Source organism: Heliorestis acidaminivorans (assembly GCF_008933955.1).
Taxonomy (GTDB): Bacteria; Bacillota; Desulfitobacteriia; order Heliobacteriales; family Heliobacteriaceae; genus Heliorestis; species Heliorestis acidaminivorans.
The window spans coordinates 330,711-355,092 of sequence record NZ_WBXO01000002.1 but is presented as its reverse complement, the minus strand read 5'-3'; the positions used below and the strand labels follow the sequence as shown (position 1 = coordinate 355,092).

The following is a 24,382-nucleotide window of genomic DNA, read 5'->3' as shown; positions in this document are numbered from 1 at the left end:
CCTATGATCGATCGAGATACAAAGCGTTTACGGAAGCAAGCAGAGCGTGATAGAAGAGTGGAGCAAGTCTATCAAAAAGATAGAAAGTTTTATGAAATCGATCAAGCTTTGCGACTCACAGGTATTCAACTTGTACAAACGGCCTTAGGCAAAATAACGCCTCAAGAGTTAGCCCAATTAGAACAAACAAGAGCTGAATTGAACAAAGCTAGAGAGAAAAGGATCAAGACTTTAAAACTTGACAAAAACCTATTTGAAGTGCACTGGGATTGTCAGAAATGCCAGGATCGGGGCTGGACCGATTTTGGTGTAAAATGCACTTGCTTGATCCAAGAAGAAATTGACCAAGCTTTTACTCAATCAGGCTTGACCGAAGAAATGAAAAGCCAAAACTTTGAAACTTTCGACTTGCAGTGGTATGCGCGGCAAGGAGAACAAGGGCCAGCGCTAGCAGAAAGAATGAGCAAAGTTCTCAAGCTTTGTCACAGTTTTACTCAAGATGTGATTGCAGGCAAGAGTCAAAAAGATTTGCTTTTTTATGGCGCTGTAGGCACAGGGAAAACCCACTTATCTAGCGCTATAGCCAACGAGCTATTAGCTCAGGGAAAATCGGTAGTCTATCGATCGATTAGTCAAATTATCACATCTATCTACGAAGCCAAATTCGACTTTCAGAATCAGGGCCGTCAGCCTGAAGTTCTCAAGAGCTTACGGCAAGCAGACCTAGTCATTATCGACGACTTAGGAACAGAAAAGACGACAGAATTTGTGATTACAGAACTATTTGAACTAGTTAATGATCGCCAACGTATGGGCAAGCCTCTGCTAATATCTACCAACATAGCCCTACGTGACTTACCTGGGCGGTACAGTTTGCGAACAGCCGATCGCTTAATTACCCGCTCCATTTGCATTCAATTCGATGGCACTAGCATTCGGCAATTACGTGCTGAAAAGGCACTCTAAAGCACCAGTCCTCATATATGAAGTTACTTAAGGAAGGTGATCCTGCTGTCGGAACTATCAAAATGGACGGTAGGCATCGATGCTGGTTCAACAGCTATCAAGGTGGCTTTCTATAATGGTCAGGAATTTCATTGCTGGCAAAAACCGTCAGGATGGAGTCCTCGCGAAGTAGTAGCAGAAATGCTAGAACAAGCCAAGGTAGAACTTTTCGAAAAATCTAGTAAGACTATTGATTACGAGATTGACAAGATTTATGCTACCGGTTATGGTCGTGTTAGCTTGTCTTTTGCTGATAAAGCTTTGACGGAAATAGCCTGTCATGGCAAAGGAGCTTCTTATCTAGCGCCATCAGCTTCGTTAATCATTGATATTGGTGGTCAAGATGCCAAAGGCATAGCTATAAATAATAAGGGCCGCGTTGTTGACTTTGTCATGAATGACAAGTGTGCCGCAGGCACAGGTCGCTTTCTACAAGTGACAGCTCATGCTTTGGGGCTAGAAGTAGCTGACTTAGCTGGGATTGCTGAAGCAGTAGAAGACCCTCAACCTATCAATGCCATGTGCACAGTTTTTGCTGAATCAGAAGTCATTGGTTTGTTGAACCAGGGTGTTAGTCGTGAAGCGATTGTGGCAGGCTTACATCTTTCCGTTGCTCGTCGCGTTGCCGCTATGGTAGCAAGACTGCTTCCCAGAGAAAAAGGCTCTATCATTTTCACGGGCGGTGTATCTCGTAATAGAAGTATCGCCAAAGCCTTAGAAAAAGAGTTAGGCCACTTTGTCCTTGTCCCACCAAAAGCCCCCTACGCTGGTGCTATCGGCGCCGCTTTGTTAGCTTGGGAAGGCTTCAACTAAAGATAGCAAGACAGAAAGGAAGAGGAACAAGCATGTCCCCATCTCGCCCTATAACGATGGACCACTTTGATATGGCCATCCCTCATGCCGCTACATCGATAAAACAAATGAAAGAAGCAGGTACTAAAGTTGTAGGTCACTACTGCGTTATGGCACCACAAGAACTTATTTTGGCCGCTGGTGCTGTCCCTGTGGCTCTTTGTGCTACCAAAGAAGAACCGATTGCAGATGGCGAGAAAGTCTTACCACGCAATTTTTGTCCTCTCATCAAATCTTCCTACGGCTTTGCTATAACCGACAAATGCCCCTTTTTCCTGTACTCCGATCTAATCATGGGTGAGACAACTTGCGACGGTAAGAAAAAGATGTTCGAACTCATGAGCACATTTAAACCCATGGTAGTTATGAACTTACCTCCAAGCTATGAAAGAGAAGCCGACAAAGCATACTGGCTTACAGAAGTAGCAAGAACGAAAAAAGTACTAGAAGAACAATTCAACGTAACTATTACAGATGAAGCTATTGTGTCAGCTACGAAAGTCCTCAACGCAGAGCGTCGCTTAATGCAACGACTTGCGGCTACCATGCAAGCTAATCCTGTACCTTTAAGTGGTTTAGACCTGCTCAAAGTATTCTGGTCTCGCAACTTTGTTTTTGATCGTGCTGAATTTGCCGCCCAAGTAGAAGAATTAGTTGCCGAACTAGAAGAGCGAATTGCCGCTGGTGAAGGAGCACTACCACAAGATGCCAAACGCATCATCGTCACTGGTGTTCCCACAGGACTAGGTGCAGAGAAAGTACTTCGCTTAATCGAAGAAGCTGGTGCCGCCGTAGTTTACATCGAAAACTGCTCGGGCATGAAACAGTTCCTAGATGAAGTAGATGAGCAAAAAGAGCCTCTCCAGGGCGTAGCGGATAAATACTTAACCACCCCCTGTTCCTGTATGAGCCCTAATACCAGAAGATTAGAACTACTAGCTCAGTTAGTAGAAGAATACAAAGCAGACGGCGTTGTCGATATTACCTGGCAAGGTTGTCACACTTACAATGTAGAGTCGCGTGTCTTACGAGAATATCTAAAAGAAAAACATGATCTACCTTTCCTCCATATTGAAACAGACTACTCACAGGGAGATAGCCAACAATTAAAAACACGGATTGATGCTTTCTTGGAAATGATGGGCTAAACTAAACGCTCACCTGAATAAAGAACATAGGAAAAAGCAATTTGAACAAAGCAAAAGAGTTCAAATTGCTTTTTCATTTTTTTCATGCTACCTTTCAGCAGGACAAGACGGAAAGAGTGGAAAATAGATAAAAAGAGAATTGCATAAGATAGTATTTTGGTAGACAATATATGGTAAAATCTAACTAACTAACCCTTAATTTAAGGAGGGAATACTCGGTGAATGCACTAGACATCATCGTTTTACTAATTATCGCCTATGCTTTTTACCGCGGTTTTCGTCGAGGCCTCCTTTCGGCTTTACTAGGTGGAGGTGCTTTGATCTTTGGTTTTTTCTTAGCCTCTACTAGCTATCGTCTCGTAGCTAATTGGCTTGACCGATGGTTAGGCACAGTAGAATGGTTGCAGACTTATATGAGCAATAAACTAAGCTTAGCTATGCCTTCCGCTCAAGTTAGTATTGATGTCGTACCTAGCTTAAATATGGCCATGATACTACAAGATTTGCCTTTGCCGCAGTTTTACTTAGCAGAAATGGCTCGCCAATTGCAAGACCTTACAATTACTGTACCTGTAAATGTAGAAACCTTAACGGACCTTGTCTACCACTACCTAGCCAGTTCCCTCTGGAACGGTTTTGTTTTTATCATGCTATTCTTACTCCTTACCAACTTAGCCAAAATAGCCAGTAAAGCTTGGATAGGCTGGCGCGGTGAAGGTCTCATCGGACGATCAGATCAATTACTGGGAGGTTTGCTTCTAGGATCAGCAACAACTCTCCTGCTCATCCTTGTACTTAGCTGGTTCTACGGTGGTTCTATAGAAGGTGCATCGCCTCTGCGTGTAGAGACAGAGCCACTTAGAGCAAGCTCTTTGCTCATGCCCTATATGTTTGCAAGCAAGGATTGGATTATTGAGCTCTATGGTGGATTTACTTTTTATAAATGAGAATAATATTTTCCTGTCGCTAATTAGTCCAAAGTAGGCAAGACTAGGTTAGTAAAAGAAACTAGAAAGGGTGGAATACCTCATGACTGATAAAGAATCGAAAAAAAATAATAAAAAACATTTGAACTACAAAGTTGAAGCTCTTTGGGATCAGAAAGATAAAGATGAGCGAAAAAAAATTATGACCTTTGCCGAAGGGTACCGACAATTTTTATCTACAGCCAAGACAGAACGATGGGCTGTAGACTATTTTGAAGAACGGGCGAAAGCAGAAGGTTATGTGCCCTTTGAAGAGCTAGGCGACAAAGGCTTACAAGCAGGCGATCGCATTTATTTTATAAACCGCAACAAAGCTATTATGTTAGCACAAATTGGCCGACGTCCTCTCTCTGAAGGCCTATTACTCATCGGAGCACACCTAGATGCGCCACGGCTCGACTTAAAGCCCAATCCCTTATATGAAGATGAAATGATGGCACTGTTCAAAACTCACTACTATGGTGGCATAAAAAAATACCAATGGCTGACCACACCACTAGCACTGCATGGCTTTACGGTCTTAGCAGACGGCCAAAGCCAAAAAGTAATAATTGGTGAAGATGAAAAAGACCCCGTTTTTACTATCACCGATCTATTGCCGCACTTAGCCAAAGATCAAATGCAAAAAAAGATGGTTGAAGCAGTAGAAGGGGAAGGCTTGAACATTTTAGCGGGTGGCCTACCAGCGAAAAAAGATGAAAAAGCCGAAGAACGAGTCAAAAGAGCTGTCTTAGAACTATTGCAAGACAAATACGGCATGACAGAAGCAGACTTTCTAAGCTCAGAATGGCAAGCCGTACCAGCAGGAAAAGCCCGCGATATTGGCTTTGATCGAGCCTATGTGGGCGGCTATGGACAAGATGATCGCGTTTGTTGCTTTACAGCTGTTGAGGCACTATTCTCGCGTAAAGAAGTAGATAGAACGGCCGTTGTTTTGCTCGTAGACAAAGAAGAAACAGGCTCTGATAGCAACACAGGAATGCGCTCTCGCTTTTTTGAACATGCCATTGCTGAGATGATTTATGCCTCTTTGCCTCAAGATGAACTTATACCACCTGAACTGATCAGTAGACGCTGTCTTTTTGCCTCGAGAGCTCTTTCTGCTGATGTAACTGTAGCTATTGATCCTAACTACGAAGGCGTACTCGACAAGAGAAATGCGGCTCGCATGGGCTATGGAGTCTCTATTTCCAAGTATACAGGTAGTCGAGGTAAGTATGGCACTTCAGAAGCGAATGCTGAATTTGTAGGTGAAGTACGTCGTATTTTTGAACAAGCAGGGATTCACTGGCAAAGTGGAGAATTGGGCAAAGTCGATCAAGGTGGCGGTGGCACCATTGCACAATTTCTAGCCGTCTATGGCATGGATGTACTCGATTGTGGAGTGCCCTTGCTTAGTATGCACGCACCTTTCGAGGTTGCTCACAAATGTGATATATATGAAACTTACCGAGCCTATCAAGCCTTTTTAGCGGCTTCATTGCCTTGATAAATACGATATGGAGGTAAAAAAGTGAAAAAAACAGAAACTATTTCTATGTCAGAAGGCTGTGACCTAAGGCAAGAAGAAGGTTTAGCCAATGTAGAGACTGATCTAGCTTTACACAAAGATACAGTCTACTTTCTCCGTTCTGATGTCATCGGTCAGGGCGATGCTCAACTAGGCAAAATACTGATCAAGTCATTTTTCTACACCCTCTCAGAAGCTGATCATGTTCCAGGCACACTTATTTTTCTAAATAGTGCTGTGCTCTTAGCTTGTGAAGGCTCACCAGTTGTAGAAAGCCTCTTAGCACTAGAAGAAAGAGGCACACAAATCCTTTCCTGCGGCACTTGCCTAGATTACTATCAGATGAAAGAAAAAGTATTAAGCGGTAAAGTAAGCAACATGTATACCATTGTTGAACACTTAAATAGTGCTACCAAAGTTGTTTCCTTGTAGGTGTGGTGACGATTTTGGAAGGAAAAATAAGTTGGTGGCAAAAATGGTTTTTTCGAAAAACCAAACCAAGAGAAGGCATAGAGCTAGTAAAATATTTATTGTCCAAACTAGAAGAGGGCTTGCCACCTACAGCTGAAGAGCTAGCTTCAGTCAAAAAAGCCTCTCTAGAAGATCGAGCTCGCTGGTGGCGAGAAGCTGTTCAAGGGACATCAAGCCCTGCATTGTATTGCGAAGTTGCTGACCAGACTGCTTCTGCTTCAGCTACGGAGCTATTAGACACAAGAGGAACAGCTTGGCGCTTGGCGCGAATCCTCAATCTGGAAACATACTGGTTATCACTAATAGAAACACCTGGCGCAGAAAAAAAAGAAGAACTTCTTGAAGTCATTGGCAAATTACCTATCCCTCAAGCACTTCCAGTATTAAAAAAAGCACTACTTGGTCATGGGCCTGCTGTAGGCTTTACGGCGACCATGCTTTTGGCGCAGAGACCTGAAGAAGAGGTAACTGATTTCTTTCTTTCTGTTTTACATCGACAAGAAGGTGGACCCTGGATGGACCGAGCGGCACGAGGATTGTCGGCACGCAGAATCTTGAAAGGCAAAGAGATCTGGCAAAAGCTCATCGTTATGACTAATCACGAAAAGATAGAGATACGCTTAAGAGCCTGGGAAGTAGTGATTTCTTTTGGTCCTCCTACAGAACAAGAAGAATGGCCAGGCTTAGATAGAGCACTGTGCCGCGGTTTAAGCGATAGCAGTGAGAAAGTACGAGCTCAAGTAGCAGTTGCCGCTGGTGTCTTGGCTAGGCCAACTCTGGTAGAGAAGCTTATAGAGAGCCTGCAAGATCCCGAAGCTAGAGTTCGTGCTGAGGCGGCCCGTTCACTAGGCAGATTAGGCTCACTAGAACTATTAAGACCATCTTACCAAGAAAAAGTAGTACAAACTCTACAGCACTGCCTTGAAGATGAAGACTATCGCGTCAATGGATGCGCCCATCAAGCATTACAAGCCTTAAGTCGCTAGCATGACAAGCAAGAAGAAGGTGATACTTATGGCACATTACGCTGTTGGTGATCGCGTAAGAATGCGTAAAAGCCATCCCTGTGGTTCTGCTGATTGGGAAGTTACTCGCACTGGTATGGATTTTCGTATTCGTTGTCTTGGTTGCAATCACCAAGTCATGTTACCTCGTATAAAATTTGAAAAAGCTGTGAAAACAATCCTCTCCCGAGCAGGAGAAAAGGAAGTTAATAGTTAATAGAAAAAAGCACAGCCCGGCAAAAGCCAGGATGTGCCTTTTTCTTTTTTGGGGCATACTATGCAGATAGAAATAGAGAAAGTTTTACAATTTTTGGGGTGAGAAAAGTGACAAAATTACGGCACGATCTTCTACTGCTAACGATGGAAGTAGCAGAAGAACTACGCTGGGAAAAAGAAGAATCTAAAGCTACTAAGCTGAAAATGGAGCAAAAGCAGAAAGATATAGAGCAAGAAGACCTTAAAAGTAAGGTAATGAAAGAAAAATTAATTCCATCGGAAGTAGATCCAATTTTAGAAGAGGCCTCAGGAAGAACGATGGAAAACCTTAATCCTTAGTAACAATATTTTTTACGGCCAAAACCACCAAAAATCCAAAACAGAATCAAACCAATCAGGATAATGGCGATGATTCCTTCAACGCCCCAACCACCATAATGACTCATGATGACACCTCCCCCTGTGGAACAACTATATTACAAAGTATGCTGTCGACCAAGATATGGAAACAATAAAAAACCATGGCAAGGTTAGACAAAGGATTACATTTTTCCTTGCAATCAGTCATACCTTGCACTACACTAAACTTACAAATGGAATACATGTTGTTGGAGATGATCTTGTGGCAGTTCAAGCAGGTATTGTAGGATTACCTAACGTAGGAAAATCGACTTTATTTAATGCAATCACAAAAGCAGGCGCTGAAGCAGCTAACTATCCCTTTTGCACTATTGAGCCTAATGTAGGGATTGTGGAAGTGCCCGATCCAAGATTGGACAAGCTAACAGAAATGGTTAAACCTCAAAAAGTTGTACCAGCTGTTGTGCGTTTTGTCGATATTGCAGGACTTGTTCGTGGCGCTTCCAAAGGCGAAGGGCTAGGGAATAAGTTTTTATCTCATATTCGCGAAGTAGACGCTATCGTACATGTTGTTCGTTGCTTTGAAGATGCTGACGTAACTCATGTTGACGGAAAAGTATCGCCTAGTCGCGATATTGACACTATAGAACTAGAGTTAATCTTGTCAGATCTAGACGCCGTAGAACGTCGTATGGAAAGAGCCCGCAAACAATTAAAAGCTCAAGACAAGAAAGTCATGGCTGAAGTTGCGGTACTGCAAAAACTACAAGCTCTCTTCGAAGAAGAAAAACCAGTACGAGCCGGTGAGTGGACTAACGAAGAAAAAGAAATCATTAAAGGTCTTTTCTTACTTACAAGCAAGCCTGTACTTTATGTAGCTAACGTAGCAGAAAATGAATTAAATGAACCTGACAACGCAATGGTACAAGAAGTAAAAGCTCGCGCCGAGCGAGAAGGTGCTTATGTTGTAGTTATCTGCGCCAAAATTGAAGCAGAAATTGCTGAACTAACGGATCAAGAAGAAAGAGCTATGTTTCTTAGTGAGCTAGGCCTGACTGAATCAGGTCTTGATCGTCTTGTTCGCCAAACTTACTCTCTCTTAGGCTTAATTACTTACTTTACGGCAGGGGTGCAAGAAGTTCGGGCTTGGACAATTCGTAATGGCATGAAAGCACCACAAGCGGCTGGCGTGATTCACACAGATTTTGAACGAGGTTTTATTCGTGCTGAAGTTACAGCTTACGATGACCTCATGGCAGTAGGAAGTCAACTAGCGGCCCGAGAAAAGGGTCTGCAACGTTTAGAAGGCAAAGAGTACATAGTCAAAGACGGTGACGTTGTACACTTCCGCTTCAACGTCTAAGGCAGGTACTTTAACAAGATTAGGGCACTTGTTGGCCAAAGGAAAAGCAAGGAAAAGGTAAAGAAAGGGGTATTTCTATGTTGAACCGGGTAATTCTCATCGGCCGCTTAGGGCAAGACCCAGAACTTCGCCACACCAACAGTGGCACGCCTGTTTGTACCTTTAACATTGCTATTGATCGACCACAAAGTCAGGCTCAGCGACAATCTGGTGCTGAGAAGATTACTGATTGGATTAGAATCGTTGTTTGGGATCAACAAGCTATCTCTTGTTCACAGTACCTACATAAAGGGCGTCTAGTAGCTATTGATGGTCGTATTCAAATTAACAGTTGGACAGACCAGCAAAGTGGTCAGAAAAGATCGATGGCTGAAGTAGTAGCCGAGACAGTGCGCTTTCTCGAGAGAGGGGAAAACCAAGGGCAACAAAATGCTATGCCAGGGGGCTATGGAAGGCAAGCTTACGGAGGAGGCCAACCCCCTTATCCAGCTAATCCAAGCTATCCTGGAGGCCCAGGCGGTTCTTCTTTCCAAGGTGGACAAGCACCACACCAGGCACCGCCTTATCAGAACAAACCCTTCCAACCTTCAGCACCGCCACCGCTCAACCCAGGGCCTACTCATAATAATGATTTTCCTGACTCCTTCGGTAGTGAAATATCCTTCCCCGATCATGACGACAACAAAGACGACGATCTACCCTTCTAGAGCTAACTACCTTCTGTCTTGAGTAACAGCTAAGAAAAAAAGGTAGAGGTAACTATAAGAGAAACTAAAAGAAGTAAATATAAAGAAGTAACCAGAAAAGTCCCTGCTGGGCTTTAATACCTAGCAGGGACTTTTCTACTTGTGCAAAAAGGTAAAAAAGGTATAGAATAGAGTAAGATTATTTTAGCAATGTCGTGGAAAAATAAGGATAGTTAACTCCGTAGAGGGGGGAGCAGAAGTGCTCCCTTTTTTGCTAAACCTGTCGCGAGAAAGGAAATATTGAACTTTTTCTCGAATAGGTTTCTAAAGAGGTGAAGAAATGCCAACACGTACAATTGTAGAAAGTACCTTATTAGCAATAGTAACAGCCCTATTAGCTATTCTCGGAATTATCTTTTTACCTATCTCGCCTTTGATAAGTCTTTTCTGGACCGTCCCTATCGTCGTCGTAGTAGTGCGCCATGATTGGAATGCCGCTATTTACACCTTAAGCTTGTCCACAGCACTTATTGCAGTTTTCTTAGGACCAATGCCTGCTTTAATGATCTTTTTGCTCTATGGGGTCCTAGCAATAGCCTATGGATACGCCTTCCGTCACCTTTGGACGACCTTTCGGACGGCTTTACTGGGAATGGCAGTTTCTATTTTGACGACAGCTCTTTTTGTCCTCGCTGGTGTCTACTTAACAGGCTTCAGTCTAGCTGATCTAGAGGCACAAGTAGCTCTTTCTGTGGAGGAAGTAATCGAATTTTATCGTACCTCGGGCCTTATAGAACAATATGAACAACAAGGCATCACTGAAGAAGTGATGCGTGAACTATTTACAGACTTTCTAAGGCTCGTCAAAAACATGCTTCCTAGTATCTTGATCATTTACAGCTCTTTCGTGGCCTTGATGAATTTGCTTTTAGCGCGCTGGGTTATCCGTAAATTAACTTTGCCAGCTCCAGCCCTATCGTCTTTTAAAGAGTGGCGTTTGCCTTGGCACTTTGTCTGGGTAGTCATTACAGCACTAGCCACCTTATTAGCAGGCGATTACTGGGATATAGATTGGCTCTATCTGCTCGGTCTGAACATTCTTTATGTAATCTATCCCGTCCTTTTAATTCTTGGCCTGTCATTGCTTTTTTACATCTTAGAGCGGATTCCTTCTGCGCCTTTTATCTGGGTCTTTTTAACTTTCTTTACCTTAATGTTTTTCAAAGGTATGATGATTTTTCTGGCTACTTTGGCTGTATTTGATTTACTCTTTGACTATCGGGACAGCTTTGACAAATATATGGACTCGAAGAACTAGCAAGAGAGAAGGTGATCTGTTGTGTTTAAAAAGAATCGCCTGCTCATTTGGGTTCTTGGTTTTTCTACCATTTTGCTAGTCGCCTTGATCATTACAGTGCTAGCCTACTGGCACGTAGGGGCGGCTGGCATAGGCGTATTTGTACTTGCTTTAGCAGGGCTAGCTTTTCTTGACCAGCTTTACCGCAACGAAAGACATCTCCAGAAAAAAATCAAAGAGATGGAAAGCAAAATCGAGTTAGCGCACTTTGAGCTGTTAACAAACCTGCCTATAGGATTGGCTAATATTGATGCTGGTGGCTATTTGCTTTGGCACAATCATGAGTTTGCTAGGCTACTCGAGCGAGAAGGGCAGGTCCTGCAAGGCAAGATTCGCGCTTACTTACCAGAACTACACTTTAAGAAAAGCTCTCGCTTTAGTGAACTGCTATCATCGCGCCTGGTGATAGGAGAGCGCTTGATGAAAGTGTCCCTCTACTCCGGTCCTCGTAAAGAAGAGCGTATCTTAACTTTTGACGACGTTACCGATCTTGATCAAAGGGTAGCTCGTGAAGAAGGTCCTGTCATTGGAATTTGCCTCATTGACAACTTTGCTGAAGCTATACTGCCTTTAGAAGAAGAAGATAAGTCGGCAGTTCTAGCGGAAATTGATAAAATCCTCGGTGAATGGGCTTTAAGCATGGATGTATTCTTGCGCAAATTTGCCGAAGATCGCTATATTTTACTAATGACAGGCTCGAGCCTTCGTCACTGTCAGGCCCATAACTTTGAAATTCTCGATCGCATTCGCACCATTCAGTTAGAGAACAAGATTCCCATTACCCTTAGCATAGGCATTGGTTCTGCTGAAGAGTCCATGGTCGACTTAGGAAGGCTAGCTCGTAACGCCGTGGACCTAGCTCTTGGACGAGGTGGCGATCAAGTCGTTGTAAAAAGTGTGGAAAAAGTACACTTCTACGGTGGTAATACAGAAGCTGTGGAGAAGAGAACGAGGGTTCGCGTACGCGTAGTAGCTCGCTCACTGAAAAACTTGATCTACAATGCAGAAAACGTCATTGTAATGGGCCACGAAAATGCCGATCTTGATGCTGCTGGTTCAGCCCTCGGCTTAGCTCGAGCTGTTACAGTCATGGGCAAGCCTGTGACTGTACACTTAGATAGTCGAGGCGGTGCCCTCGAAAACTTACTGCACTTTATCAAAAAGAACGATGTCCTTGCCCGTCAGCTTGTCACAGCAGAAGAAGCTCTTGCTTCAGCTGGGGAAGGAACGTTACTTATTGTAGTCGACACTCACAAGCCATCTTTATTGCCTGTGCAAAGCATTTTGAAAAAAGTTGAAAAAATAGCCGTTATCGATCATCATCGACGAGGCACTGAATCGATTGAGCCTAACAATTTGCTTTATGTGGAAGCTTATGCTTCTTCTACTTGTGAGCTTGTGGCCGAATTGATTCAATACCTTGACGAAGAAATCGAACTGGGCCGTCTCGTCTCATCTGCTATGTTAGCAGGCATTACCGTGGATACGAAGAATTTTGCTTTTATGACTGGTGCGAGAACTTTTGAAGCCGCTTCTTATCTACGTCGAAGCGGTGCTGATCCTCAATTAGTACAATCTATCTTGCGAGATCCCCTTGATACAGTTGTACGCCGAGCGGCCATAGTAAAAAGTGCTGAAGTCTACTTTGAAACTATAGCTATTTCAGTACAGAAAGAACAAACAGCTCGTTCAGCTGTAATTTCCGCTCAAGCCGCTGATGCCTTGCTCGAAGTAGCAGGCATCAAAGCCTCCTTTGTCCTTCGTACTGATGGAAAAGGCACTGCTATCTCTGCTCGTTCTCACAACGAAATTAACGTACATGCCATTATGGAGCACCTCGGTGGCGGAGGTCACCTAACCATTGCTGGCGCTCAACTACCTGATATAACACCAGAAGAAGCCAAAGAAAAGCTCATTGTAGCTATTGAAGAATATCTTGGTGAACATCAAGAAGAGTAATTCTCGTCCTATGATTACTGAAACATTATAAGGAGGCCTATAGAAGATGAAAGTAATTTTATTAGAAGACGTTAAGAAATTAGGCAAAAAAGGGGACGTTCTAGAAGTCAAAGAAGGTTACGGCCGTAACTTTCTAATCTCCCGAGGCTTAGCTGTTGAAGCAAACAAAGGTAATATGAACAATCTTGAAAGGCAGAAGGCTAACGAAGAAAAGCGCAAAGAGCAGGAACTTCAAGCCGCAAAAGATCTGGGCCAGAAGCTCAAAGGAATTACCGTTAAGATTAAAGCTAAATCTGGTGAAGGCGGTCGACTCTTTGGTGCTGTAACGAATAAAGAGATTGCCGAAATTCTTGAAAAAGACAAGCGCATCAAAATTGACAAGCGAAAATTAGAACTGAAACAGCCCATCAAAGCACTGGGGCTTTACACCATCAACGTTAAAATTCACCCTGCCGTTGCAGAGGAACTAAAAGTTGAAGTTGTCTCCGAATAATTATCAAAGAGCTTTCTTTATAGGGAGCGATCGACCACAATAAGGGGGATCGTTGAGCCTGAGATAGGTTCGACCTGACGGAAAGAGGTAACGGAGCAATTATATGAAAAAATTCATGGAGAAACTGAGCAAAGCAGGAATATCGAGTCTCAATCAAGGTAAGAAAGACGACGAGTACTTGTTAAGACAAGTAGATGCTCTTTTTGAGATGCTTTCTGACTTATACGGTGCAGACAAAATCGTACTCAAAGCGACAAAGCTAGAGATACTTCCCTATATGCGCTCAGAACGACTAGAAGAGCGAGTGCTGGCTCTGCAAGCTCTAGTGCTAGGGCGAACAGAATCGCAAGAAGTACCGAGCAAAAAAGAAATACCAGCTCTTTTAGCGCAAGTAGAAGAAGAAATGGCCACCATTGTGGCTCGCCGTTCCATAGAAGAAAAGCTAGAAAAGCTTGTCGTAGAGAAGATGCAGGAGCGTCACGAAGAATATCTACGAGAAATCAAGTTACAAGTACTTAAAGAAAACAGCGGCCCCGAGACGGCACAGACTTTCAAAAGGCTGGCTTTACTTGAAAAGATGGAGCACATAGGCCTAACTCGTTCAGCTATGGAAGTTTTACGACCTCAGAAGCTTGAGGAAATCGTAGGTCAAGAACGAGCTATCCGCGCCCTTTTATCAAAATTAGCTTCGCCCTACCCACAGCATATCATCTGCTACGGACCGCCTGGCGTAGGAAAAACGACAGCGGCCCGCCTTGCTTTTACAGCGGCTAAAGAACGCAAAATTGTACCTTTTACCGAGAAAGCCCCTTTTGTCGAGATTGACGGCACTACCTTACGCTGGGATCCCAGAGAAGTGACTAATCCTTTACTGGGCTCAGTTCATGATCCCATCTACCAAGGTGCACGCAAAGATCTTGCTGACACAGGCATTCCAGAACCTAAACTAGGCCTAGTCACCGACGCACACGGCGGCATTCTTTTCATCGATGAGATCGGTGAGATGGACAGTATGCTCCTTAACAAACTGCTTAAAGTACTAGAAGACAAAAGAGTTTTCTTCGATTCAGCCTACTACGATCCTTCTGATACGAACATACCGCAGTGGATCAAAAAAATCTTTGAAACAGGAGCACCAGCAGACTTTATTCTTGTTGGTGCTACAACGCGAGATCCTTCTGAAATCAATCCAGCCTTACGATCTCGTTGCGCCGAAATCTTTTTTGAGCCTCTGACACCTACTGATATCCAAGAGATCATATACAATGCTGGTGAGAAGCTTGGTGTTACTATGGATCCTGTTGTACCAGAGCGAATTGCCGAGTATACCATCGAAGGACGCAAAGCTGTTAACTTACTAGCTGATACTTACAGCTTAACGCTCTATCAAAAAGAGAGTGGCGAAGATAGCTCGTCCATTCATATAGCCGAAGAAGACTTATTAGAAGTGTTAAGAACAGCACGTTTAAGCCCTTACGTGATCCAGCGGGGAGAAGCCAAAAGTGAACGGGGACGTGTTTTTGGTCTTGGCGTTACAGGCTTTGTAGGCTCGCTCATTGAACTGGAAGCAGTGGCTTTTCCAGTCGAAAATGAGAAGGGATCTATTCGCTTTAACGACACGGCAGGTTCTATGGCCAAAGACTCTGTCTTTAATGCATCCTCTGTCTTTCGCCATCTAACAGGAAAAGAACTTGACGATCATGATCTACACGTCAATGTCATTGGCGGCGCCAATATTGACGGTCCTTCAGCAGGACTAGCTATCTTTTTGGCTCTTTACTCAGCTGTAGAAGAAGTACCTCTCTGGCAAGACGTTGCTGTTACTGGAGAAATTTCCTTACGAGGCAAACTAAAAGCCGTCGGAGGTATTTTCGAGAAAATTTATGGCGCTCGTCAAGCTGGTATTCGCCGTGTGATTATTCCTAAAGAAAATAGCAAAGACATCCCTTCTGGACTTAAAGGCATCGAGATTGTGGCTGTTGATACAATTGAAGAAGCACTAGAACTAATTGTCGATCGGAAGAAGGTGCAAGAAGCGGCCGCTTCCTAGTTGACTCTAGCGACAAGACCATGCACAATAGAAAAATAAAGCAACTCAATCCCGGGCCTTTTTGCCCGGGTTTGCTGTCTTTTTCTTGGGGACGGAGGAAACTATGAGTACAATATTCGATCGTCTACCACCGCAGAATATTGAAGCGGAACAATCAGTTTTAGGCTCTATGCTTTTAGATGGCGATGCTGTTTATAAAGCTATGGAAATCTTGAAGCCTGAAGACTTTTACAAAGAAGCACACCGGTTGCTTTTTTCTACTTTAATATCGCTGTCACAGCGCGGGGAAGCTGTCGATCTGGTGACGGTAACTGAAGAATTGCGCCAGACTGGTCAACTTGAACGTGTAGGCAGTATTCCTTACATAATTGAACTCGGGAACGTTGTCCCTACAGCGGCTAACGTAGAACATTACGCTCAAATTGTTATAGAAAAGTCACTTCTGCGCCAAGTCATCAAAGCGGCTACGACAATTACCCAGAAAGGCTATGAAGGGGTCGAAGAAATTGATGAGCTCATCAATTCGGCAGAACAAGCTTTTCTAGAAATTGCTCAGCGTCAAAGTAATGATGGCATGGTGCCTATTCGTGAAGTCCTCGTACAAACTCTCGATAATATTGAGACTCTCTACAACCGCAAAGCTGATGTAACAGGGGTAGCTACTTTTTTTCGAGAGCTCGATCGCATTACATCAGGGCTTCAGCCCTCCGATCTTATAATTGTGGCCGCTCGACCGGCCATGGGTAAGACAGCTTTTTGTCTTAACATTGCTCAAAATGCCGCTGTTCGTAATAAAACCTCGGTAGCTCTTTTTAGTTTAGAGATGTCTCGAGAACAGCTTGTACAGAGGATGTTATCTTCAGAAGCTCTTATTGACCAACAACGCTTGCGTAACGGCGTTTTAACTGATCAAGATTGGGATAGCTTAACTAATGCCATGACACCTTTATCTTCTGCTCCTATTTACATAGACGACACAGCAGGTATTACCGTTATGGAGATGCGTGCTAAGTGTCGGCGCTTAAAGCAAGATAAAAATCTAGGCTTAATCATTATCGACTACCTGCAGTTAATGCAGGGCAGTGGTGGCAAACGAAGAAGTGAAAACCGTCAGCAAGAAATCTCAGAAATATCACGGTCTCTAAAAGCACTAGCTAGAGAGCTGAACGTACCTGTAGTTGCGCTTTCACAGCTTTCTCGTTCCGTAGAACAAACACCTGATAAAAAACCTAACTTAAGCCATCTACGTGAATCAGGTGCTTTGGAGCAAGATGCTGATATGGTTATGTTTATCTACCGAGAAGACTATTACTTTCCTGATACGGAGAAAAAAGGAATAGCTGAGATTATTATTGCTAAGCATAGAAATGGTCCCGTTGGCTCAGTGGAACTGGGCTTTTTGAAAGAATATACCAAGTTTGTCAATCGGGATTACCGATAATGAAGCTAGAATAGTGCATATTTCCAGTTCTGCCGTTGACTTTGTAGTCTTGCCTTTGTAGAATGGAAAGGGCCGGTCTTGCCCCAGGGCAAGGCTATTTTTGTGTATGGGGCATAATGTAACTAGAAAACGCTGACGACTTTTTGCGTCTTGGCGATTTTTATAAAAAAATTGATAGACCATTAGAAAATGAATACGTCGGGGGTGTAATGCTACATGTCATCGGTTATTTTAGTCGGTGCTCAGTGGGGCGACGAAGGAAAAGGAAAAATTACAGATTACTTAGCCCAAAAAGCAGATGTTGTTGTACGTTATCAAGGTGGTAATAACGCCGGCCATACTGTTGTTGTATCGGGAAAAGAGTACAAGCTTCATCTAATTCCATCAGGAATTCTTTATGGAGATAAACTCTGTGTCATTGGTAATGGCGTCGTTGTAGATCCAGCTGTTTTGATCAAAGAACTTGACTACCTAGAAGATTTAGGTATCTCCACAGCTAATCTGCGCATTTCAGGTAGAGCTCACTTGATCATGCCTTACCATATTCGTCTTGACCAAGTAGAAGAAGAGCGCCGTGGCGCTAACAAAATTGGTACAACTCGTCGAGGTATTGGTCCTGCTTACATGGACAAAGCGGCTCGTGTAGGCATTAGACTTGTCGATCTACTTGATGCAGCAGAATTTAGAGCTAAGTTAGAGCGGAACTTAGAGGAGAAGAATCATCTACTTGATCGAGTCTTTGACTCTGAAGGCTTTGACGTGGAAGAACTATTTACTGAATTCCAAGCTTATGCAGAAAGACTTCGTCCTTATGTAGCCGATACTTCACTGCTTTTAGACGAATATCGTAGAGAAGGAAAGAATATTCTTTTTGAAGGTGCTCAGGGCACTTTACTCGATATCGATCATGGTACTTATCCTTATGTTACTTCTTCTCATCCCATTGCTGGAGCCGCTTGTATTGGTGCCGGCGTAGGCCCTACCTCTATTGACAAAGTACTTGGCGTTGTTAAAGCTTACACAACAAGGGTAGGAGAAGGACCTTTCCCAACGGAACTGCACGACGAGATTGGTGATACCATTCGTAAGGCAGGTCATGAATTTGGCACTACTACAGGACGGGCTCGTCGCTGTGGTTGGTTTGATGCTGTCATCTTACGCTACTCTGTCCGTGTAAGTGGACTATCATCTATTGCCATTACTAAGCTTGACGTACTAGATCAGTTGCCTAAGATCAAAATTTGCGTCGGCTATCGCTATAATGGAAAACTAATCAAAGAGTTCCCTGATAGCTTATCTAAGCTGGCACAGTGCGAACCTGTTTATGAAGAAGTAGATGGCTGGATGACAGACACTACAGCTTGCCGCACTGTAGAGGAATTACCAGAAAAAGCTCGTCAATACATTAAGCGTTTAGAAGAGCTTTGTGAATGTCCCGCTTCCATCCTAGCTGTTGGCCCAGACCGTGAACAGACTATTATTGTAGAACCTTTGTTTGCCTAGGATTTTTGCATGAGCATCCTGCTAATTAACAGGGTGCTCCTTACTTTATTATCGCAACTTTAGGCCAGCGAGAGCAGGTGAATTGTCTAAGTTATGACAGAACAAAGCAGATTTCTATATCCTAAGCTTTCAGAATTCCAAAGTATGCGCCAAGCTCATTCCACTAAAGGGATACCGATTACATTAACCATAGACAGACCTGAGCAATTAACAGTTCCAGCTACTTATGCTCACTTTTGTCCTACTGGAACTATCGGCCTCTTGCTAGAAAGTAGTAGGCAAAACAAAGAGTCCGGTCGTTATTCTCTTCTGGCCTTAGATCCATACAAAGAATTTCGTTCTAAAGGTTTTCAGATATCGATCCGCGAAAAAGAGGGAAAGAATAGCCTTGCACCTCGTCCATCTTTACCTTTTGGTACAGCGCCTGGAGAAGTAGTCGAAGAAGTTGCTAATCCCATGGAAAGGCTACGCCAAGAATATAGCCAGAGACCAGTCTATGCTTGGTCAGGAAGTCCTAAATTTACTGGAGGCCTTGTCGGTGGTCTAGCTTACGATATGGGTCGCCATTTTGAGCGCCTTCCTGATGAAACTCTAGATGATCTTGCTTTACCAGATATGCTCTTTTACTGGGTCGATGAAGCCATCATTTTTGACCATCTAGAAGATCAGCTAATTCTACTTGCCCTACAATGGCCTACAGAAACATATGAAGAAACGGTGCAACGGCTCTATGAACGGGCTGAGCAAATTAAAGATATCAGGCCGAAAATAGAAGGAAAATGGCAAGATAAGAAAAAAGCTTATGAAGAGACCATTTCTGTTCAACCTAACATCACAGCAGAGCGTTTTTCAGAAATGGTAAAAATTTGTCAGAACTATATCAAAGCAGGCGATATTTTCCAGGCCAATCTTTCTGTTCGTCTAGCAACAACTGTGACAGCAGAAGCTTGGACGGTTTACCAGATTTTGCGCGAACTTAATCCTTCTCCTTATAGCTGTTACTTAGATTTTGGAGACTGGCAAATGGTCAGTTCATCACCAGAACTGCTGGTAAAGCTACAAGCGGGTATAGCAGAGACTCGTCCCATAGCAGGTACTCGCAAGAGAGGCCAAACAGCAGAAGAAGACAGAGCTATGGCTGATGAGCTTTTGTACAACGAAAAAGAATCGGCTGAGCATGTAATGCTCGTCGATCTTGAACGAAATGATCTAGGGCGCATCTGTCAATACGGCACTGTAGAAGTAGATCAGTTTAAGGTAATTGAATACTACTCCCATGTTATGCATCTTGTTTCTAACGTCCGCGGCACTTTGCAACCTCATCAGGATGCTTTTGACCTTATCCCAGCTGTTTTTCCTGGTGGCACAATTACAGGAGCTCCCAAAATTCGTTCTATGGAGATTATTGAAGAATTAGAACCGACAAAGCGCTCTTTTTACACAGGCTCTATCGGTTTCATAGGTTTTGATGGTACTATGGAGTTAAACATTGTCATCCGAACTTTGCTCTTCAAGGAAGGCCGGGCCTACGTGCAGGCCGGTGCTGGCATTGTGGCAGATTCTATTCCTGAGAGGGAATACAAAGAATCGCTTCGCAAAGCAGAAGCCTTGCTCAGAGCTGTAGAGATTGCTGAGACAGAAGGATAGTTATAGGAGAGTAACAATGACAGCATGAGAAGGAGGCTAAAAGCAAGTGTCACTCAAAGAAGCCTTCAAGCCGGAAGGAATCGTCTTTCATAACGGCTTATATAAGCCTGCTCTAGAAGCAAGGGTAAGCATTTACGATCATGGTTTTCTTTACGGCGATGGACTTTTTGAAACAATGAGAGCTTACAATAGTCGTGTCTTTGCTTTAACTTCGCACCTACAGAGGCTATATGGTGGTCTAGCCTGCTTAGGCTTTAATCTTGAAGAATTCCCCTACACGATGCCCCAACTAGCCGAAGCTATCGAAAAGACGGTGACCATAAATAGCCTGACTGAAGCTTACGTTCGAATTACGGTAACTCGTGGTGAAGGACCACCTGGCCTTGACCCCGAGCTCTGCTTTAAACCTAACGTGGTCATTATTGCCCGGCCAGTACGAGCTCTGCCTCCTTCAGAGCGACCTGTAGGTATTCGTTCTGCTATCGTACCCATTCGTAAACCTTCGCCAGCCTCCCTAGATCCAGCTCTTAAGAGCTTGAACTACCTGCCGAACATTATGGCCATCATGGCGGCTCGCGCCGTAGGAGCTGAAGAAGGCATCTTGCTTAATGAGCAAGGTTTTATTGCTGAGGGAACAGTGAGCAATATTTTTTGGATTGCCAACAAGACAGTTTATACTCCTTCGCTAGGCGTCGGTATTTTACCAGGCATCACACGTGATACGGTTATAGAAGTGGCCAAAGATTTAGGCTTTGACTTCCAAGAGGGCTTCTACACTATTAGCCATCTTTATAGTGCTGAAGAAATTTTCTTCACCAATTCAGGCAGTGAACTTCTTCCCGTAGGGTACATTGATGGTCGACCTGTGGGCAACGGTCGTCCCGGTAAGCGCACTTGTCACCTCTGGCAAAAATACCGGGAAAAAGTATGGCACGAGATTGGAAGCCGCCTAAATAGAACAGAAGCGTAAAAGTATAGAATTTATAAAAAAAGTTGTTGACACCTGCTTAGTTATTCTGTATACTTTGTACTTGTCAGGCGCTCAGGACATGCAAAGAAATCAAAATTGTGCCTACCAAGTAATCGATCCATTAGCTCAGCTGGTAGAGCACCTGACTTTTAATCAGGGTGTCGCTGGTTCGAGTCCAGCATGGATCACCATTTATGGCCCGTTGGTCAAGTGGTCTAAGACACCGCCCTTTCACGGCGGTAACAGGGGTTCGAATCCCCTACGGGTCACCACTTTATTTGGGCGATTAGCTCAGCTGGGAGAGCACCTGCCTTACAAGCAGGGGGTCGGCAGTTCGATCCTGTCATCGCCCACCATACTTTGGAGCTGTGGTGTAGAGGCCTAACATGCCTGCCTGTCACGCAGGAGACCGCGGGTTCGAATCCCGTCAGCTCCGCCATTAATTAACTTACAAAAGGGCCTGTTTCCAGTTTTAGCTGGGGGCGGGTTCTTTTTTTGTGCTCAAAAGGTACTCTATGCTGGGGGAAGGGTGTCTATAATTCCCTCCGCTCTGGACTTGTGCTACGCCGTTACCGCCAACAAGTTGGCGACGGCCAGAAACAGATTTGACAGAAGCCCCTGAAAAAGGTATGCTTTGGGATAAAATGGACACCATGGAATGTAGAAGTAACAACAAAAGTCAACAATAAGAATTAGCAATAAGGAGGCTACCGCAGTGCCCGATCCGATTGCTTTTCATATAGGTCCTATCTCTGTGCACTGGTATGGCATTATCATCAGTAGCGCATTGTTAATTGGTACTTACTTAGCTCATCGTGAGATGATTAGGCAAGGGCTTGATCCTGATTTTCTCTACAACCTTGTGCTCTTTGGCACGCCATTAGCACTTATTGGTGCAAGGCTTTATTATGTTGTTTTCAACTGGCAGTACTACGCTAATGATCCACGGCAAGCTTTCTTTATCTGGCATGGTGGGTTGGCCATTTATGGCGCTTTGATTACTGCTTTTATTTTTGGCTGGTACTACACTCGTAAGCATGGTTATTCTTTTTTTCAAATTGCAGATATTGCCGCTCCGTCCCTGATCATTGGTCAAGCTATTGGTCGTTGGGGTAATTTTGTGAATCAGGAAGCTTATGGTTATCCTACCGATCTGCCTTGGGCGATGATGATTGCTGGCGAGATGCGTCATCCTACTTTTTTGTATGAATCGATTTGGAATTTTGGCGTATTTGGCTTGCTTCTCTACTTACGTCGCCATCGTCAGGTGCGACGAGGTGAAGTCTTTTTTGCTTACCTGGCATTATACTCTTTAGGGCGCTTTTGGATTGAAGGCTTGCGTATGGACTCTGAAATGATTGGTGAATTTCGCCTAGCCCAGGTGCTTGCCATCATCTTTATAGCTCTCGCCGCTTTTCTAGTCTACTATCGTCGCAACAAAGGCTTAGCAAATGAGCCAGCTACGCCCCTAGAGGTGAAAGAAAGTAAGTAGGTCTGGAGCTATTTACCCTTTTGCATGGAAATGCTATAATAATGGTTAGATTTTTTGGCAGTCCTAGGAGCAAGGGGGGATTTTTTGATGGGCAAGCATATTTTCACAATACAGAAGGGTTCCTTACAACAAACTGTTGAGACAGGCGGCTGTGGTGAGTGTCAAACTTCCTGCCAATCAGCCTGCAAAACATCTTGTACCGTAGGCAACCAGGTATGCCAGAAGGCATAGCGCGAACATAGAGTCGGTAGGCCCCCTATTCGCAACAAAGACGGATAGGGGGTACTTGTTTATAATTGCTATAATTTGGAACATACTAACAAAAGGGACGATTAAATATGACAACAATGAAAAGTGACGCCTCAGCTAATCGCTACTGGTGGACAGATTTGCAAGGCTATGACTTTACAGCTCATATCCTTACTTTTGCTTGTGGTGATCTTGCTTTTGTCTATGACGTTAACTCTAACTCGCTTCATCGCTTAGATCGGCCAGCTCAACAGATCGTAGAAGCACTGATTGATAATCGAGGAGATGTTAATGCGGCAACATCTCAACTGCTTTGCGAATACCAGCTCTCTTCAGAGCTTATTGAAGAAATTTTTGCTGAACTAGGAGAATTAAAAAAAGCAGGTCTGCTCTTTACTAAAGACGACCTAGCTAGAAGGTATAGCTATCAAGGCAGTGAGCTAGCCAAAGTAGAAAGAATAGATACGGAAGAAGAAATTGTATCAGAAGCCTATAAGCCCATAGTGAAGGCACTCTGCATGCATATAGCCCACGATTGCAATTTGCGCTGTACTTACTGCTTTGCTGGGACAGGACCTTTTGGTGGCGATCGTAGCCTGATGTCTTTAGAAACGGGACAAGAAGCGATTGAGTTTTTGCTTCGTCACTCTCAGGGAAGAAGGCATATAGAAATCGACTTTTTTGGCGGAGAGCCTCTGTTGAACTTTGCTGTTGTCAAAGATTTAGTAGCCTATGCTAAGAAGAGGGCGGCAGAAGAAGAGAAAGTGCTCAAGCTAACTCTTACGACAAACGGCCTTTTGCTAGACGATGAAACAACTCGCTTCTTAAACGAAGAAGGATTATCGGTTGTACTTTCCTTAGACGGTCGTCCTAACGTTCACGATGCAATGCGTCCTTATATTGATGGGCAAGGTTCTTACGAAGAAGTTGTAGAGAACCTGCAAAAATTTGCCCAATCGAGGCAGAACCAGGACTACTATGTGCGCGGCACTTATACTCGTCATAACCCTGATTTTGCTGCCGATGCTTTACACATTCATGATCTCGGTTTTGTCCATCTTTCTGTAGAACCTGTTGTTGCCTCGCCACAAGATGGTTATGCCTTAACTATGGAAGATTTGCCGCAAATTGATGAACAGTATCGCATTCTTGCTGAAGAGATTCACCGGCGCAAGCAAAAAGGTGAAGAATTAAACTTTTTTCACTTTCAACTAGATTTAGCTGAAGGACCTTGTCTGGCCAAAAGGCTATCAGGTTGTGGTGCCGGCTTTGAGTATATGGCAGTAGACCCTAAGGGAGATCTTTATCCTTGTCACCAGTTTGTAGGTCAAGAAAAGTTCAAACTAGGTCACGTCAGCGGAACAATAGAAGGCCAGAGTCAAGAAGTTTGCCGAGTTTTTGCTGATGCTCATATCTATCACAAACAAGGTTGCCCTAGTTGCTGGGCCCGTTTTCTCTGTTCCGGCGGCTGTCACGCTAACAATGAAGCAGAAAGCGGCGATCTGCGCATTCCTTCAAAAATTGGCTGTGAATTAGCCCGTATTCGCTTAAAGTGGGCCCTTTACGCTAAAGTACTTATGGAGGCAGAGGCTCAATAGTGCTTATCTACAATGTAAGCAA

22 protein-coding genes and 4 tRNA genes are annotated in these 24,382 nt (G+C 43.9%); all 26 read left to right on the top strand.

From position 1 onward, the window contains the following. Nucleotides 1–3 precede the first annotated feature (3 nt). On the top strand, nucleotides 4–966 hold the full coding sequence (locus F9B85_RS04510) for an ATP-binding protein (RefSeq protein ID WP_151618943.1): 963 nt from the start codon (nucleotides 4–6) through the stop codon (nucleotides 964–966). A gap of 36 nt (nucleotides 967–1,002) precedes the next feature. Further along, nucleotides 1,003–1,818 carry an acyl-CoA dehydratase activase gene (locus F9B85_RS04505; RefSeq protein WP_243138062.1) on the top strand — a complete coding sequence of 272 codons (816 nt, stop codon included), beginning with the start codon at nucleotides 1,003–1,005 and terminating at the stop codon, nucleotides 1,816–1,818. Nucleotides 1,819–1,850: 32 nt separating this feature from the next. Further along, entirely contained in the window at nucleotides 1,851–3,005 is a 1,155-nt protein-coding gene (locus F9B85_RS04500; RefSeq protein ID WP_151618941.1) for a double-cubane-cluster-containing anaerobic reductase, read from the top strand. Between the two features lie 218 nt (nucleotides 3,006–3,223). Further along, nucleotides 3,224–3,952 carry a CvpA family protein gene (locus tag F9B85_RS04495; protein WP_151618939.1) on the top strand — a complete coding sequence of 243 codons (729 nt, stop codon included), beginning with the start codon at nucleotides 3,224–3,226 and terminating at the stop codon, nucleotides 3,950–3,952. An 82-nt stretch (nucleotides 3,953–4,034) separates the two neighbouring features. Then, nucleotides 4,035–5,480 (top strand): aminopeptidase, encoded by a 1,446-nt coding sequence (locus tag F9B85_RS04490; RefSeq protein ID WP_151618937.1) that lies wholly within the window; start codon nucleotides 4,035–4,037, stop codon nucleotides 5,478–5,480. A gap of 24 nt (nucleotides 5,481–5,504) precedes the next feature. Then, the gene (gene yedF / locus F9B85_RS04485; RefSeq protein WP_151618935.1) at nucleotides 5,505–5,933 is read left to right on the top strand and encodes a sulfurtransferase-like selenium metabolism protein YedF; all 429 of its coding nucleotides are present in this window, start codon (nucleotides 5,505–5,507) and stop codon (nucleotides 5,931–5,933) included. A gap of 14 nt (nucleotides 5,934–5,947) precedes the next feature. Continuing rightward, nucleotides 5,948–6,958 (top strand): HEAT repeat domain-containing protein, encoded by a 1,011-nt coding sequence (locus F9B85_RS04480; protein ID WP_151618934.1) that lies wholly within the window; start codon nucleotides 5,948–5,950, stop codon nucleotides 6,956–6,958. A 28-nt stretch (nucleotides 6,959–6,986) separates the two neighbouring features. Continuing rightward, nucleotides 6,987–7,193: a DUF951 domain-containing protein gene (locus F9B85_RS04475; RefSeq protein ID WP_151618932.1), complete on the top strand. Its 207-nt coding sequence runs from the start codon at nucleotides 6,987–6,989 to the stop codon at nucleotides 7,191–7,193. 107 nt (nucleotides 7,194–7,300) lie between these two features. Beyond that, nucleotides 7,301–7,531 carry a hypothetical protein gene (locus tag F9B85_RS04470; RefSeq protein WP_151618930.1) on the top strand — a complete coding sequence of 77 codons (231 nt, stop codon included), beginning with the start codon at nucleotides 7,301–7,303 and terminating at the stop codon, nucleotides 7,529–7,531. A 283-nt stretch (nucleotides 7,532–7,814) separates the two neighbouring features. Then, on the top strand, nucleotides 7,815–8,915 hold the full coding sequence (gene ychF, locus F9B85_RS04465; RefSeq protein WP_151618928.1) for a redox-regulated ATPase YchF: 1,101 nt from the start codon (nucleotides 7,815–7,817) through the stop codon (nucleotides 8,913–8,915). 77 nt (nucleotides 8,916–8,992) lie between these two features. Beyond that, entirely contained in the window at nucleotides 8,993–9,622 is a 630-nt protein-coding gene (locus F9B85_RS04460; RefSeq protein WP_151618926.1) for a single-stranded DNA-binding protein, read from the top strand. Nucleotides 9,623–9,941: 319 nt separating this feature from the next. Further along, nucleotides 9,942–10,919, top strand: coding sequence for a YybS family protein (locus F9B85_RS04455; protein ID WP_151618924.1), 978 nt, complete (start codon nucleotides 9,942–9,944; stop codon nucleotides 10,917–10,919). Nucleotides 10,920–10,940: 21 nt separating this feature from the next. Continuing rightward, nucleotides 10,941–12,917 (top strand): DHH family phosphoesterase, encoded by a 1,977-nt coding sequence (locus F9B85_RS04450; RefSeq protein ID WP_151618922.1) that lies wholly within the window; start codon nucleotides 10,941–10,943, stop codon nucleotides 12,915–12,917. Nucleotides 12,918–12,963: 46 nt separating this feature from the next. Further along, a complete protein-coding gene (gene rplI / locus F9B85_RS04445) occupies nucleotides 12,964–13,410 on the top strand; it encodes a 50S ribosomal protein L9 (RefSeq protein ID WP_151618920.1) in 447 nt (148 codons plus the stop codon). A gap of 103 nt (nucleotides 13,411–13,513) precedes the next feature. Then, nucleotides 13,514–15,460, top strand: a complete 1,947-nt coding sequence (gene lonC, locus F9B85_RS04440) for a Lon family ATP-dependent protease (RefSeq protein WP_151618918.1) — start codon at nucleotides 13,514–13,516, stop codon at nucleotides 15,458–15,460. A 103-nt stretch (nucleotides 15,461–15,563) separates the two neighbouring features. Next, nucleotides 15,564–16,901, top strand: coding sequence for a replicative DNA helicase (gene dnaB, locus F9B85_RS04435; RefSeq protein ID WP_207707032.1), 1,338 nt, complete (start codon nucleotides 15,564–15,566; stop codon nucleotides 16,899–16,901). A 216-nt stretch (nucleotides 16,902–17,117) separates the two neighbouring features. Beyond that, nucleotides 17,118–18,404, top strand: coding sequence for an adenylosuccinate synthase (locus F9B85_RS04430; RefSeq protein ID WP_151618916.1), 1,287 nt, complete (start codon nucleotides 17,118–17,120; stop codon nucleotides 18,402–18,404). Nucleotides 18,405–18,497: 93 nt separating this feature from the next. Next, complete coding sequence (locus tag F9B85_RS04425; RefSeq protein WP_151618914.1) at nucleotides 18,498–20,051, top strand: anthranilate synthase component I family protein; 1,554 nt, start codon at nucleotides 18,498–18,500, stop codon at nucleotides 20,049–20,051. A 46-nt stretch (nucleotides 20,052–20,097) separates the two neighbouring features. Further along, nucleotides 20,098–21,021: an aminotransferase class IV gene (locus F9B85_RS04420; protein ID WP_151618911.1), complete on the top strand. Its 924-nt coding sequence runs from the start codon at nucleotides 20,098–20,100 to the stop codon at nucleotides 21,019–21,021. 115 nt (nucleotides 21,022–21,136) lie between these two features. Then, nucleotides 21,137–21,212 (top strand) — tRNA-Lys (locus tag F9B85_RS04415). A gap of 5 nt (nucleotides 21,213–21,217) precedes the next feature. Continuing rightward, nucleotides 21,218–21,293: transfer RNA gene (locus tag F9B85_RS04410), tRNA-Glu, on the top strand. Between the two features lie 8 nt (nucleotides 21,294–21,301). Then, nucleotides 21,302–21,377 (top strand) — tRNA-Val (locus F9B85_RS04405). Nucleotides 21,378–21,383: 6 nt separating this feature from the next. Continuing rightward, nucleotides 21,384–21,460: transfer RNA gene (locus tag F9B85_RS04400), tRNA-Asp, on the top strand. A gap of 276 nt (nucleotides 21,461–21,736) precedes the next feature. Then, nucleotides 21,737–22,513, top strand: a complete 777-nt coding sequence (gene lgt, locus F9B85_RS04395; RefSeq protein WP_151618909.1) for a prolipoprotein diacylglyceryl transferase — start codon at nucleotides 21,737–21,739, stop codon at nucleotides 22,511–22,513. A gap of 87 nt (nucleotides 22,514–22,600) precedes the next feature. Then, entirely contained in the window at nucleotides 22,601–22,744 is a 144-nt protein-coding gene (gene scfA / locus F9B85_RS04390; RefSeq protein WP_151618907.1) for a six-cysteine ranthipeptide SCIFF, read from the top strand. A gap of 107 nt (nucleotides 22,745–22,851) precedes the next feature. Further along, the gene (scfB, locus tag F9B85_RS04385; RefSeq protein ID WP_243138061.1) at nucleotides 22,852–24,360 is read left to right on the top strand and encodes a thioether cross-link-forming SCIFF peptide maturase; all 1,509 of its coding nucleotides are present in this window, start codon (nucleotides 22,852–22,854) and stop codon (nucleotides 24,358–24,360) included. Nucleotides 24,361–24,382 lie beyond the last annotated feature (22 nt).